Genomic DNA, 13305 nt, shown 5'->3' with positions numbered 1-13305 from the left:
AACCCCACCATTTTCGGCTCCCCATAGCCCGAATCTCATCAGAGCCTTGGGCGCCTAAAAACCGAAGATTCCTCTCAAGGGGATAGAGTGTTGGATAACGCCATGCCGTCATCGCCCCGCATTGCCGTCGCTTTCGGCGGCGGCGGCGCGCGCGGCATTGCGCATCTGCATATCATCGAAACGCTGGACGAACTGGGCATCAGGCCCGTGGCCATCGCTGGCTCATCCATCGGATCGATTGTCGGCGCGGGCATGGCGAACGGCATGCGCGGCACAGAAATACACGACTATATGGCGGCGATCTTCAATCGCCGTTCGGAAGTTGCGCGCCGCATGTGGCAGACGCGTCCATCCCGCTGGGTTGAACTGCTGAAAGGCGGCTTTCGCGTCAGCCAGTTCAACATCGAGAAAATTATCGATGCCTTTCTTCCGGCATCGCTGCCCGCCAATGTGGAAGATCTCAAGATTCCCATGAGCATCACGGCGGCGGACTTCCACGCCGCCAAGGAAGTTCAGATTGTCGATGGGGATTTGCGTTCCGCTATTGCGGCTTCCTGCGCCATTCCTCCGGTTTTCGCGCCGGTGCGCCGCAATGGCCGCATTCTTGTCGATGGCGGTCTCTTCAATCCGGTGCCGTTCGATCTTCTGTTCGACAAGGCCGATATCGTCATCGGCATCGATGTCGTTGGGGCACCGCCCGGTGATGACGACTATATGCCCACGACATTCGAAGCGGTCATCGGCGGTAATCAGCTGACCATGTGTTCGATCATCGAGAACAAATTCCGCATTCGCCCCCCGCATATTTTTCTGCGACCGGATGTCGGCCGCATCGGGCTGCTCGATTTCCTGAAATTCGATCAGATTCTCGACCAGAGCGCCGGGGTTCGCGAAGAACTGAAACAGGCCCTCGACCGCATTATCGAGGGCGATAATCTTCCGACGCTGTCCTAGCTCCCGCTTTATTCGGCGGGAATTGCATCTTCCATCGTATCGTCATTGGCGGCAGGCGAAGGCGCATCCACCGTCTTGTCGATGCGCTGGCCTTCACGCGTCGGCTTGACCAGAGGTTCAGGCGTAACGGGCTTGTTGAACAGCAAATGCCGCCCGGCCATGATGCCTTCCGACGCCTGAACATGCAGCCGGTCCTCGTCGCGCTGGCGTACATCCTCGCGGATGGCATAGGCGTTGTTCTCGGCCATGCCGAGACCTTCCAGCGTGCGCTGCCCGAAAAGCAGACCGGATTCGAAAGTTTCGCGCAACTCGTATTCCACGCCCTGCGCCCGCAACTGCAACGTATGCTCGCGGTCATAGGAGCGTACGAACAGGCGCACATCCGGATAATCCGACTGGATCAGGCTGACGATATGGTTGGTCGTTTCCTTATTGTGTGTGCACACCGCGACGATCTTGGCCTTGCGGATACCGGAAGCTTCCAGCACATCCTTGCGGGTGCCATCGCCGAAATAGATGCGGAAACCGAACTTGCCTGCTGCGCGTACGCGGTTGGGCGATTTGTCGATCACCGTCACGTCGATACCGCCAGCCAGCAGGATCTGCGATGCGATCTGGCCATAACGCGAGAAGCCGATCATCAACACGTCGGAACCGGCGCCTTCGAAATCCTCTTCGATTTCATCGACGGGCTTGTCCTTGATGAGAAGCTTCGAACCGATGGCCACCGAAAGCGGGGTCAGCGCCATGGATACGGTGACAGCCGCCACCAGTTCAGAGCCAAGCGCGCTGGAGATGATCGCCGCAGCCGAAGCAGCGGAGAACAAAACGAAGGCAAACTCGCCGCCCTGCGGCAGCAGGAAAGCGATGCGCACGGCGTCGTTATGGCTGGAGCGGAAGATGCGGCACAGAACATAGATGACGGCGATCTTCGCGACCATGAACACCGGCACGGCCAGAAGGATCGTCTTCCAATATTCCAGAATTACGCTGAGATTGAGCGACAGGCCCACCGCAACGAAGAACAGGCCGAGGAAAATACCGCGGAACGGTTCGATGTCGGCTTCCAGTTCGTGACGATAGGAGGATTCCGCCAGCAATACGCCAGCGATGAATGCGCCCATCGCCATCGACAGACCGGCGGCCTGCAACAATCCTGCCGATCCCAGCACGACGAAGAGGGCGGCGGCAATCATAACCTCGCGCGCGCCGGTATTGGCGATGATCCGGAACATCGGGTTGATCAGATAGCGCCCGGCAATGACGAGCGCGGCGATGGCCGCAACCGCCGTTGCCAGATGAAAGCCCGCGCTTGCCTGCGAGGGTTCATTCGGCGAGAGGGCCGGAATGATCGCCAGAATTGGAACGATGGCGAGGTCCTGAAACAACAGGATCGCGAAAGCGCGCTGCCCATGCTTCTGGTTGGTCTCGGCGCGATCCTCCAGCACCTGCATGGCGAAGGCCGTCGAGGAAAGTGCAAGACCGAAGCCGATGATGATCGCGGCCTCCGGGTTGAGGCCAGCCAGATAAATCCCGAGCGCGGTGAGAACCGCGCCACATAGCAGAACCTGTGCCGCGCCAAGCCCGAAGATGGCGTGGCGCAGCGCCCAGAGCCGCGACGGCTTCAGTTCGAGGCCGATGATGAACAGCAGGAAAACCACGCCAAGCTCGGAAAAGTGCAGGAATTCCTCGCCATCGGCGATGAGGCGCGCGACGGGGCCAATCGTGATGCCAGCGGCCAGATAGCCCAGCACTGTGCCAAGCCCCAGACGCTTGAACAGCGGTGCGGCGATGATGGCGCCGCCAAGGATCATCAGGGCCTGTAGGTAGAGATTTCCACCGGTCGGAATCATGCTGTGCGCTCTTGTGGTTCGGAGACGGACGGGTCTCGCGACGTGAGGATTTGGAGAAATGTGGACGGGCTTGCCTTGATGCCCCCCGATTTCGGCAATATAGAAACAAGATATGGCTGCAATCAGCCCAATGTCGACCAAATTGACGATATTTTTTTAGCAAGTCCCGGTCACGACCCGTTGCACAATGCAATGTCCGGTCAGGCGGAGGCGAGCTTGCCAAAGCGGGATTATGCAATGATTTCAGATAATTCAGCGGAAAAGCTGGTCGAGCGCGCGGCCCAGTTGGTGAAGGCTGCCCAACGTGCTGGCGCCGATCATGCCGATGCCGTGGTGATGCGTGCCCGCTCCGTCAGCGTCTCGGTGAGGCTTGGCAAGGTTGAGGGAACCGAATCGTCGGAGAGCGACGATTTTGCGCTGCGCGTCTTTGTCGGTCGGCGGATCGCCAGCGTTTCGGCCAATGCGGGCGCTGATCCGGACCGTCTGGCGGAGCGCGCCGTCGCCATGGCGCGCGTTGCGCCGGAAGATCCCTATGAAGCGCTTGTCGATCCGGCGCTGCTGGTAAAGTCGCCGCGCGATCTCGATCTTTACGACACGACCGAAATCGACACCGACCGTCTGACGCAGGATGCGCTGGCGACGGAAGCAGCAGCGCTTGAAGTCAAAGGCGTGACCAATTCCGGCGGCGCGGGCGCATCGCGCAGCCTCGGCGGGCTGGTGCTTGTCACCTCCACCGGCTTTGCTGGCCACTATGCCGCCACGCGCTTCGGTCGCTCGGTTTCGGCCATTGCGGGCGAAGGCACCAGGATGGAGCGCGATTATGATTTCAGTTCGCGGCTGCATTTCGCCGATCTCGATACGCCGGACGCCATCGGGCGCAGCGCCGGTGAACGCGCTGTGCGCAGGCTTGGCGCGCGACAGGCGAAGACCGGCCCGGTCACGGTGGTCTTTGATCCGCGCCTCGCACGCGGTATTGCCGGGCATTTGGCCAGCGCCATTAATGGCGCGTCGGTTGCGCGCAAGACGAGCTTTCTGCGCGACAGCCTGGGTAAGCAGATATTGAAGCAGGGCATCAACGTCACCGATAATCCGCTGCGCATGCGCGGCTCGTCGTCCCGTCCGTTCGACGGTGAAGGCATTGAGGGCCAGCCGCTGACCATGATTGAGGATGGCGTGCTGCAACACTGGCTGCTGTCCGGTTCCAGCGCCCGCGAACTGGGCCAGACGGGCAACGGACGCGGCGTGCGCTCGGGGTCCGGTGTTTCACCTGCCTCGACCAATTTTGCCATCGAGCCGGGCGCGCAGTCGCCGGAAGACCTTATCCGCGCTGTCGGCACGGGCTTTTATGTGACGGAAGTGTTCGGGCAGGGCGTCGATATGATCACCGGCCAATATAGTCGTGGCGCTTCCGGTTTCTGGATCGAAAATGGCGAGCTGGCCTATCCGGTCAGCGAAGTCACCATCGCGTCGAACCTCAAGGACATGTTCCTCAATCTGACACCTGCATCGGATATCGACCGCAATTTCGGGATGACCGCGCCTACCCTCGTGATCGAAGGCATGACCCTTGCCGGAAACTGACAAACAGAGCGAAGCCCGTGCAGAACTGGCGCTGTTGCGCGATGCCGCCCGCGAGGCCGGACGCATCGCCATGCGTTATTTCGGGCGCTCGCCGGAAGTCTGGTTGAAGGACGGTCACTCGCCGGTGAGCGAGGCCGACCTTGCGGTGGACCGCTATCTGAAAGACGTGCTTTTGACGGCGCGCCCCGATTATGGCTGGATTTCCGAAGAAACCACCGATGACCGCGCCAAGGCAAAGCGGCGGCGCGCTTTCGTCGTCGATCCCATCGACGGCACCCGTGCCTATATTGCCGGTCAGGACCAGTGGTGCGTGAGCATCGCGATTGTGGAGGACGGCAGGCCGATTGCCGGGGTTTTGGAATGTCCGGTTCGCAAAGAACTGATCGAGGCCGGGCAGGGACTTGGCGCGGTGCAAAACGATGCGCCGATCCATGTCAAACTGCCGCCGGAGGGCGGGACGCTCACCATCGCTTCGGCGCGTAGCGCAACGACCATATTTCCGGAAACATGGCGCGACAGGGTCAAGCTGCATGCCTATGTGCCGTCGCTTGCCTATCGTATTGCGATGGTGGCACGGGGCGATATTGCGGGCACCTTCATTCGGCCAAATTCGCATGATTGGGATCTGGCTGCAGCCGATCTCATCTTGAGTGAGTCGGGCGGGGCTATTCTGACAAACGATGCTCTGCCGCTCATTTATGGCGGTCCGACGCGGAGCCACGGCGCTCTTGTCGCGGCCAGCGGGAATTTGCTGCGTGAAATGTTGAGTGTTGTCGCGGAGTGACCGTTGGGTTAATCATGCCGCGAACCAAAATTGTTCAGGGATTATTGTCATGAGTGTCGAAGGCGACAAAAAGCAGCTTCTTCATCTGGTATTCGGCGGCGAGCTGTCCAAGCTTGGAACCGTACAATTCCGCGATCTCGAAAACCTCGATATCGTCGGCATCTATCCCAACTACGAATCCGCAAAAGCCGCCTGGAAGGCCAAGGCTCAAGCGACTGTCGACAACGCTCATATGCGTTATTTCATCGTGCACCTGCATCGGTTGCTCGATCCCGAAGGTGTGACCCTGCAGGCGGACTGAGCAGTTTGCCCGGTCCAGACCAACATATGACGGAAGGCGAAGAGCGGTCCGTTCAGCCCGCGGCCCAGCCCGACAGGCGCAAGAAAAAAGACGGCCTTGCCAAGCGTCTTTGGAAGCGCGTGCGCGGGCCGCTGGCGCAGTCAGCTGTCGTCAAGTCGATATTGGTCTGGCTCATCACGAGCTATTTCAAGCTTGTCTATTATACCAACACGCGGCTGAAGGGCTCGGCTGATCCGCAAGCGCTGGTCGGCAAGGACGATCCTTTCATCGTGACCTTCTGGCATGGCCAGCATCTGATGGGGCCGTTCATCTGCCCCAAGGGGATCGAACTGGTCGCCATGTTTTCGCGCAGCGCCGATGCGGAGCTGAACGCCCGCGTCGCGGAAAAGCTCGGTCTCATGACCGTGCGCGGGTCCGGCGGGCGCAGCTCGCGGGCACAGCCAGAAAAAGGCGGTGCGCGTGCGCTTCTCACCTTGAAGAATGCGCTAAAAAAAGGACAGTCGGCATCGATCATCGCCGACATTCCCCACGGCACGCCGCGTGAGGCCGGCGAGGGGATCATTTTGTTGGCGAAATTGTCCGGGCGACCGATCATTCCGGTTGCTTATGCCTTCTCGAGAAATCATGTTTTGGAGAAGTCATGGGACAAGACGACGATTCCACTGCCTTTTGGACGGTCCGTTGTTGTGCGCGCCGACAATGTCTGGGTAGATGCCGACGCCGATGAAACGCAACTGGAAGAAAAACGCATGGAACTGACGCGCCTGCTGAATGACGCCACGGTGCGCGCCTATGCGGCATTGGAGAAAGCGAAATGAGCGAACGCTGGGCGCGCAATATATTGTCAGCCTATCGCATGTTCGGCTCCGCCGCCTATCCCTTCATGGGGCCTTACATTGCCTATCGCGCGTCGCGCGGCAAGGAAGAGCGGCAGCGCCGTGGTGAGCGTTATGGCAAGTCAGCCGTCGCCCGCCCACAAGGTCCGGTCATCTGGGCCCATGCGGCAAGTGTCGGCGAAAGTGTTGCCATCACGCCGCTGATCGAAAGCATTGCCTCCACCGGCATTCATGTCGTGATGACCACTGGCACGGTGACATCTGCAAAGCTTGTGGCCGATCAGCTGGGCTCCAAGGTCATTCATCAATATGCGCCGCTCGACCTGCAACCGGCGGTCAACAAATTCCTCAATCACTGGAAGCCGGACCTCGCCATCGGCTGCGAATCCGAAATCTGGCCCGCGACGGTGCTGTCGCTCGGCGGTCGTCATATTCCGCAAGTGCTGGTCAATGCCCGCATGTCGGATCGTTCCTTTGCCAGATGGCAAAAGCGGCCCGCGCTGGCAGAAGCCCTGTTCGAAAATTTCGCTCATGTCGTGGCCCAGTCGGAACTCGACGGCGACCGTTTCCGCACGCTTGGCGCCCGCCCGGTCAGCGTGTCGGGCAATCTGAAAGTCGATACCACGCCACCGCCTGCTGATCCACAAGCGCTCTCCATGTTGCAGCGGCAGATCGCCGGACGGCGCAGCTGGGCTGCGATCTCTACCCATGATGGAGAAGAGGCAATCGCCGCAGAAGTGCATCAGATGCTGAAGGTGCGCTATCCGCATCTCGTGACGATCATCGTGCCGCGTCATCCGGATCGCACGCCTGCCATCGAAGCGATGCTGGCGGAAAAGGGGCTGAAAGTCACCAGACGCAGCAGTGGCTTGGCCGTTGAAGCGGATACCGATATTCTGCTCGGCGATACAATTGGCGAAATGGGGCTTTATCTGCAATTGACCGAGATTGCCTTCATCGGCAATTCGCTGACCAAAGAAGGCGGGCACAATCCGCTGGAACCGGCGATGATGGGTACAGCTGTGCTGACTGGCAAGAATGTGCAGAACTTCCGCGAGTCCTTCCAGCGCCTTATCAAGAATGGCGGCGCGCGCATCGTGAAGGACAGGAACATGCTCGCCGGGGCTATCAATTTCCTGTTCAACAATCCGCAGCATCTGCGCGGCATGATCAATGCGGGCGTCAACACCGTGAAGGATATGCGCGGCGCGCTTGATCGCACGCTTGTCGCGCTGGAGCCGTTCATCCAGCCGCTTGTGCTGCAGGCGCAGTTCCCCGGCAATCGCAACGAGGTTGCCTACGTCCACGGCGGCATCTGATATGGCGAGCGAAGCGCCGCCATTCTGGTGGGAAAAGCTCGACTGGCGCGCAAGATCACTGGCCCCTGCCGCCTGGATTTACGGGTCTATCGCCGGGCGACGCCTGATCCGGTCCGAACCACCCAAAATCGCTTTGCCCGTTCTCTGTATCGGCAATTTCACCGTCGGTGGGGCAGGCAAGACGCCCACGGCGATTGCCTTTGCCAAGGGCGCGAAGGCGCGCGGGCTGAAGCCCGGCATCGTCTCGCGCGGCTATGGCGGGAGCTATAAAGGGTTGCATGTCGTTGACCCCGGCCATGACAGCGCCCGCTATGTCGGTGATGAACCGCTTTTGCTGGCGCGCCATGCGCCGGTGGCACTTTCGCCCGACCGGGTGAAGGCCGCGCAGCATCTGCAATCGCTTGGCTGCGATTTCATCATCATGGATGACGGGTTCCAGAGCGCGCGGCTCCATGCCGATTTTGCGCTTTTGGTGGTGGATGCGGGGCGGGGCATCGGCAATGGCCGTGTTATCCCGGCGGGTCCATTGCGTGCGCCGCTGACCGACCAGATGCGCAAGACCGACGCGCTGTTGCGGATCGGCAAAGGCGATGCTGCGGATTTCGTGATCCGTCAGGCGGCCCGCGCCGGACGGCCGATCTATGAGGCCGCGCTTTTGCCTTCATCGTCGGCTACTGTTGCGGGGCAGCGCTGGCTGGCCTTTGCCGGTATCGGCAATCCCGACAAGTTTTATGCAAGTCTTGCACAGGCTGGCGGCGTCATCGCGGAAACGCGCTCGTTTCCCGATCATCACAGCTTTGAACCCGATGAAATCCGCGACCTGATCGATACGGCCCGCAGGCAGGGGCTGGGGCTGATCACCACGGCAAAGGACCATGTGCGTCTCGCCACAATGGTCGGTGTGCCGGCTGAATTTTTGTCGAAACTGGCGGTTCTCGATATCGATCTGAAATTCGAGCGCACGGATGCGCTCCATCATATCCTTGATACGGCGATCGAGCGCTTTAAAAGCCGGTCTTTATAAGGAAACTAAGCCTTCGTGCGGCTGCGCATTTCCGGGTTGAACTCAAGCTCACGCTCGAAGGAAATGAGGCCGGTCGCATAGGCTTCCTGCCGCGCAACGCTCCAATATTTCAATTCGTCCAGCGGAATCTGCGCGCCGGTAACGGCACAGAGCACATAGGAACCGTGCTTGACGATTTCATAGTCGCCGTCGAGATAACGCAGGACAGCTTCGGAGGATGAGCGGGGCGATTCAAATCTGTTCATGTGTGTAAAACCTTTGCACTGAACTCTAGCAAGTGCGAACCTTGGCGTCCAGCGGCGCTGAAGGTCCTTATACCAAATCCTGTCAACGTCTGCCGAAAAGCCGCTCGATATCACTCAGCTTCAGCTCGATATAGGTCGGGCGTCCGTGATTGCACGTGCCGGAACCGGGCGTTGCCTCCATTTCGCGCAACAATGCGTTCATTTCCTCGGGCTTCAGACGGCGTCCTGAACGTACCGATCCATGGCAGGCCATGGTGGCCGCAACATGGTTGAGCATGGCCTGCAATCCGTCGGCGGTTTCATGCTCGGCAATCTCGTCGGCCAGATCGCGGATCAACTGTTGCACGTTCATTTCGCCAAGCATGGCGGGTGTCTCGCGCACAGCGATAGCGCCGGGACCAAACTGCTCCACGCCCAGCCCGAACCGGGCCAGCGTTTCCGCATGACTTGCCAGCCGCTCGGCGTCTTCCTCCGCCAGATCGACCACTTCCGGGATCAGCAGCATCTGCCCCGGTATCGGGCGCGAGTGCAGCGCGTTTTTGAGCGCTTCATAGACCAGCCGTTCATGGGCCGCATGCTGGTCCACAATGACGAGGCTGTCTTCGGTTTGCGAGACGATATAATTGGCGTGAATCTGCGCGCGGGCCGCACCGAGCGGCTTTTGCTGCAATTCGACCGGGGCTTCGCTCATGGTCGCGCGCGCATCGGCTGTCGGAATATTCACGACATCGATTGTCGCCTGCTCGCTTTCGTGGAAGGCAGGCGCGTTGCCGAAATCAAGCGGTCTATGCGCCGGATGTGCAGTCTGCGGCGACCACTCGCTGCGCGGGCTTGGGCGCTCAGGCCGCCAGCTTGTCGAGGCATAATTGTTCGAAGACTGCTTTGGTTGAAACCCTTCGGCGCGGAAAGCCTGCAACATGGCTTCTGCGCCGCCGGTTGCCGGACGGATGCCGGATTGGGACAGCGCCTGCTTGATCGCGCCCACGATCAGGCCGCGCACAAGGCCGGGATCGCGAAAACGGACATCGGCCTTGGCCGGGTGCACATTCACATCGACCAGTGCCGGATCGAGCGTCAGAAACAGCACGGCGACCGGATGGCGGTCACGCGCAATGACATCGGCATAAGCGCCGCGCAGCGCGCCGAAAATCTGCTTGTCGCGCACCGGACGGCCATTCACATAAGCAAACTGGTGCTGTGCATTGCCGCGATTATGGGATGGTATGCCGACAAAACCGGCAAGCCGCACACCGTCACGCTCGGCATCGATGGAAAGCGCGTTTTCGCAGAAATCCTGACCGAGAACCTGCCCGATCCGCTCCAGCGTGGCATCGGCGCCCGTGCCAGTCGCGGGCATTTCCAACGGCGTGCGGTCGGTGCCGGACAGCGAAAAGCGCACATGCGGGAAGGCAATGGCAATGCGCTTCAGCACATCGGTGATGGCGGAGGCTTCGGCACGGTCCGTCTTCATGAATTTGAGACGGGCGGGCGTGGCGTAAAAGAGATCGCGCACTTCGGCTATCGTGCCGCGATTGAGCGCCGTGGGGCGCGGGCCTTCGAGATGACCGCCGGAAACGGAAACCTCAAATCCGGCATCCGCATCCTGCGGACGTGATTTCAAAGTCAGTTTGGCGACCGAGCCGATGGAGGGCAGGGCTTCGCCACGAAAACCCAGTGCACGAATATCGTGCACGTCATCCGAGAGCTTGGACGTGCAATGGCGCGAAACCGCGAGCGGCAACTCGTCGACGGGAATGCCGGAGCCGTTGTCGGTGACGCGCAGCAGCGTCTTGCCGCCGCCGCCGGTCACAACCTCGATGCGGGTCGCGCCAGCGTCGATGGCATTCTCGACCAATTCCTTGATCACGCTGGCGGGGCGCTCGATGACCTCGCCTGCTGCGATCTGATTGATGATGGTTTCGCTTAAATGTCGAATGGGCATGAAGCGATTATAGGCAGATTCGCACGCGGCGGTAATAGCGCCGCGCGCCGCGTCCCGGCCCACTGTGGACTGGCTTCAGGCGGCTTGCGCCTCGCCCTTCTTGTCGAGGCCGAGGTGAATGGCGGGCGCGGGCCGCCCAAGCAGGAAGCCCTGCACCTGATTGCAGCCTTCTTCCTGCAAAATATCCATCTGCGTCTGCGTTTCCACACCTTCGGCCAGCACCGGAATATCGAGGCTATGGCCCAGCGCCAGAATCGCCCGCACGAAAGCCTTCGACTGCACGTTCTGGTCCAGATCGGTGACGAAGCTGCGGTCGAGCTTGATCTTGTCGAAGGGGAAGGAACGCAATGTCGCCAGCGACGAATAGCCGGTGCCGAAATCATCAATGGCGATGCTGACGCCAAGCGCCTTGAGTTCACGCAGGATATGCAGCGCGCGCGCCTTGTCGCGGATGATCGCGCCTTCGGTCACTTCAAGCTCCAGCAGTTTTGCCGGTAGGCCGGTTTCGTTCAATATATTTTGAACCGTGTCCACGAGGCCGGTATGGCTGAGCTGTAGCGGGGAAATATTGACCGCTATCCTGCGGGAAACGGGCCAGCTTGCCGCTTCTTTGCAGGCTGCACGCAATACCCATTCGCCGAGCTGCGTGATGACGCCCGATTCTTCGGCTATCGGAATGAACAGGGTTGGCGGCACCAGACCCTGCACGGGGTGACGCCAGCGCAGCAGAACTTCATAGCCCGATATGCCGCCATCCTTGATGCTGCGCTGGACCTGAAAATTCAGGAAGAACTGGTTTTCGTCAATCGCCGTCCAGATGTCGCGTGCCAGCGCCGCACGCTTGCGCGCCGCTTCATCCATGCTGCTTTCATAGTAGCAAATCTTGTTCTCAATGTTCTGTTTGGCGCGATACATGGCCATATCCGCATTGGACAGAAGCTTTTCCACATCCTCGGCGTCGGTTGGATAGATTGCGATGCCGAGGCTTGCGCCGGGGCGCACAACGGCATTGCCAAGGTCCACAAGATCGCTAAGCGCTATGTTAAGTCGGGAGACGAAGCTGCGCAGATCGTCCTCATCCTGAAATGTCTTCAGGGCTGCAAATTCATCGCCGCCGAAGCGACCGATCAGCTCGCCGCTTTCCAGATGTTCGGTCATGCGGGCCGAAATCTCGCAAAGCAGCCTGTCACCCGCGGCGTGGCCATAGAGGTCATTGACCTCCTTGAAGCGATCCAGATCGATGCCGATCAGCGCAATGCGGTGGTCGCCATTATCGGCACTGACCTTTTCGCGGCTGAGGCGTTCAACGAACTGGGTGCGGTTGGGCAATCCGGTCAGCGAGTCGTGACGGGCAATGTGTTGCAACTGCCGCAGGTTGGAAGACTGGACGTGGCTGTCGATCAGGTAACTGGCAAGGGCAGTGCCAAGCACAATCAGGCCGACTCCGCCGACAGAAGTGGCAAGGGTGAACTTGTCGGCAAGCTCCGCTTCTTGCAGATAGTTCATCGGCGTCACGGTCAGCGCCGCCATGCCGGTGAAATGCAGGCTGACGACGGCTGCGGTAAAGGCCAGAACCGCCAGACGGTAGGAGGTCGGGTAGCGACGCCGCATCAAAAACTGGCCGGAGAGCGAGCCAAACAACACGGCAAACACGATGGATGCATAGAAATAATCCATGTTCCATTCGATCAGCCCGTCCACGCGATAGGCGAGCATGCCGATATAGTGCATGGTGGCAATCGATGCGCCCACCATGGCGCCGCCGATGACGGGGGCAAAGCGGGGAAAGCCGCCGGTCATGACCACGAAGCCGATTCCCGTGCCGACAACGGCAATCGCCAGCGACAGGATGGTAAGGTCTGGCAGAAGCACCACGGGCGCGCTCGGCTCATAGGCCAGCATGGCGACGAAATGCGTGCACCAGGCGGCTGAGCCAGATGCGATCGCCACCAGAAAATGCCAGCCATAGCGCACGAAGCCATGACATCTGGCGGCCTTGCGGACGAGATTGAGCGTGATCGCAGAACCCACGAGGCAGATCAGCGCTGCCAACGTTGTCAGCCACGCGTCATGCTGCGTGGCAATGCAATTGAGAACGGTCATCATGGAATGAAATAGCCCCGATAGCCTTTAGAAGCGAGGTCAGGGCACTGGAATGCCCAAAGTGATTGGCTTGGTCTCAATGGCGGTCAGTGGTGATCCGACAGATAAACCTGGCTGTGCAAGGTCGGTCTTTACAAATGCAGAAACTGGACCGGGATCGCGCAGCCGACAGGCGCAGGCCTTGTCACCGCACGGCGGCATGTCATGATCGCGTTACCCATCCTGGCCCCCCAGCCAAATCCGGCTCAATTTCGATGGGCCTTGGTTGCATAGTATTTCCTGATTAGCGGTTAACGCGAATATCAAGATTGTGATTGGGAGATCATTTTCACAAGAATGTTATAAGAAAGCATCTGCTGTTAC

General features: G+C 59.9%; 11 protein-coding genes. 7 read left to right on the top strand and 4 right to left on the bottom strand.

Translation table 11 applies throughout. From position 1 onward, the window contains the following. The first annotated feature begins 90 nt into the window (after positions 1-90). Entirely contained in the window at positions 91-954 is an 864-nt protein-coding gene (locus HWD97_RS08540) for a patatin-like phospholipase family protein (RefSeq protein ID WP_109367790.1), read from the top strand. An 8-nt stretch (positions 955-962) separates the two neighbouring features. Here HWD97_RS08540 and HWD97_RS08535 read toward each other — a convergent pair whose 3' ends face one another. Further along, complete coding sequence (locus HWD97_RS08535; RefSeq protein ID WP_109367789.1) at positions 963-2807, bottom strand: monovalent cation:proton antiporter-2 (CPA2) family protein; 1845 nt, start codon at positions 2805-2807, stop codon at positions 963-965. Positions 2808-3044: 237 nt separating this feature from the next. Between HWD97_RS08535 and HWD97_RS08530 the strand changes: the two genes are divergently transcribed. The 6 genes from HWD97_RS08530 to lpxK are packed head-to-tail and all read left to right on the top strand — an operon-like array spanning position 3045 to position 8652. Further along, the gene (locus HWD97_RS08530; RefSeq protein ID WP_109368032.1) at positions 3045-4388 is read left to right on the top strand and encodes a TldD/PmbA family protein; all 1344 of its coding nucleotides are present in this window, start codon (positions 3045-3047) and stop codon (positions 4386-4388) included. Beyond that, positions 4375-5172, top strand: a complete 798-nt coding sequence (locus tag HWD97_RS08525; RefSeq protein WP_109367788.1) for a 3'(2'),5'-bisphosphate nucleotidase CysQ — start codon at positions 4375-4377, stop codon at positions 5170-5172. The genes HWD97_RS08530 and HWD97_RS08525 overlap by 14 nt, the downstream gene beginning before the upstream one ends. Before the next feature lie 49 nt (positions 5173-5221). Beyond that, complete coding sequence (locus HWD97_RS08520; protein ID WP_109367787.1) at positions 5222-5473, top strand: DUF4170 domain-containing protein; 252 nt, start codon at positions 5222-5224, stop codon at positions 5471-5473. 26 nt (positions 5474-5499) lie between these two features. After that, positions 5500-6291: a lysophospholipid acyltransferase family protein gene (locus HWD97_RS08515; RefSeq protein WP_109367786.1), complete on the top strand. Its 792-nt coding sequence runs from the start codon at positions 5500-5502 to the stop codon at positions 6289-6291. Then, positions 6288-7628, top strand: coding sequence for a lipid IV(A) 3-deoxy-D-manno-octulosonic acid transferase (waaA, locus tag HWD97_RS08510; protein ID WP_109367785.1), 1341 nt, complete (start codon positions 6288-6290; stop codon positions 7626-7628). Before HWD97_RS08515 ends, waaA begins: the two co-directional genes overlap by 4 nt. Position 7629: 1 nt before the next feature. Then, positions 7630-8652 (top strand): tetraacyldisaccharide 4'-kinase, encoded by a 1023-nt coding sequence (gene lpxK, locus HWD97_RS08505; RefSeq protein ID WP_109367784.1) that lies wholly within the window; start codon positions 7630-7632, stop codon positions 8650-8652. A gap of 5 nt (positions 8653-8657) precedes the next feature. Here the strand turns inward: lpxK and HWD97_RS08500 are convergent, their stop codons facing one another. From HWD97_RS08500 to HWD97_RS08490, 3 genes are all read right to left on the bottom strand, one after another. Next, positions 8658-8897, bottom strand: coding sequence for a DUF2093 domain-containing protein (locus HWD97_RS08500; protein ID WP_109367783.1), 240 nt, complete (start codon positions 8895-8897; stop codon positions 8658-8660). Positions 8898-8979: 82 nt separating this feature from the next. Continuing rightward, on the bottom strand, positions 8980-10839 hold the full coding sequence (mutL, locus tag HWD97_RS08495; protein WP_109368031.1) for a DNA mismatch repair endonuclease MutL: 1860 nt from the start codon (positions 10837-10839) through the stop codon (positions 8980-8982). A gap of 75 nt (positions 10840-10914) precedes the next feature. Next, positions 10915-12945 (bottom strand): bifunctional diguanylate cyclase/phosphodiesterase, encoded by a 2031-nt coding sequence (locus HWD97_RS08490; RefSeq protein WP_109367782.1) that lies wholly within the window; start codon positions 12943-12945, stop codon positions 10915-10917. Between the last annotated feature and the right edge of the window lie 360 nt (positions 12946-13305).

It is taken from the genome of Ochrobactrum sp. C6C9 (assembly GCF_022627935.1).
Classification (GTDB): Bacteria; Pseudomonadota; Alphaproteobacteria; order Rhizobiales; family Rhizobiaceae; genus Brucella; species Brucella teleogrylli.
This window is presented reverse-complemented; position numbering and strand designations above follow the sequence as displayed.

Bases quoted from the DNA above. Each gene is read 5' to 3' on its own strand.
- HWD97_RS08535 (WP_109367789.1), bottom strand. From the start codon at position 2,807: ATGATTCCGACCGGTGGAAATCTCTACCTACAGGCCCTGATGATCCTT.
- HWD97_RS08530 (WP_109368032.1), top strand. From the start codon at position 3,045: ATGATTTCAGATAATTCAGCGGAAAAGCTGGTCGAGCGCGCGGCCCAG.
- HWD97_RS08520 (WP_109367787.1), top strand. From the start codon at position 5,222: ATGAGTGTCGAAGGCGACAAAAAGCAGCTTCTTCATCTGGTATTCGGC.
- HWD97_RS08515 (WP_109367786.1), top strand. From the start codon at position 5,500: ATGACGGAAGGCGAAGAGCGGTCCGTTCAGCCCGCGGCCCAGCCCGAC.
- waaA (WP_109367785.1), top strand. From the start codon at position 6,288: ATGAGCGAACGCTGGGCGCGCAATATATTGTCAGCCTATCGCATGTTC.
- lpxK (WP_109367784.1), top strand. From the start codon at position 7,630: ATGGCGAGCGAAGCGCCGCCATTCTGGTGGGAAAAGCTCGACTGGCGC.
- HWD97_RS08500 (WP_109367783.1), bottom strand. From the start codon at position 8,897: ATGAACAGATTTGAATCGCCCCGCTCATCCTCCGAAGCTGTCCTGCGT.
- mutL (WP_109368031.1), bottom strand. From the start codon at position 10,839: ATGCCCATTCGACATTTAAGCGAAACCATCATCAATCAGATCGCAGCA.
- HWD97_RS08490 (WP_109367782.1), bottom strand. From the start codon at position 12,945: ATGATGACCGTTCTCAATTGCATTGCCACGCAGCATGACGCGTGGCTG.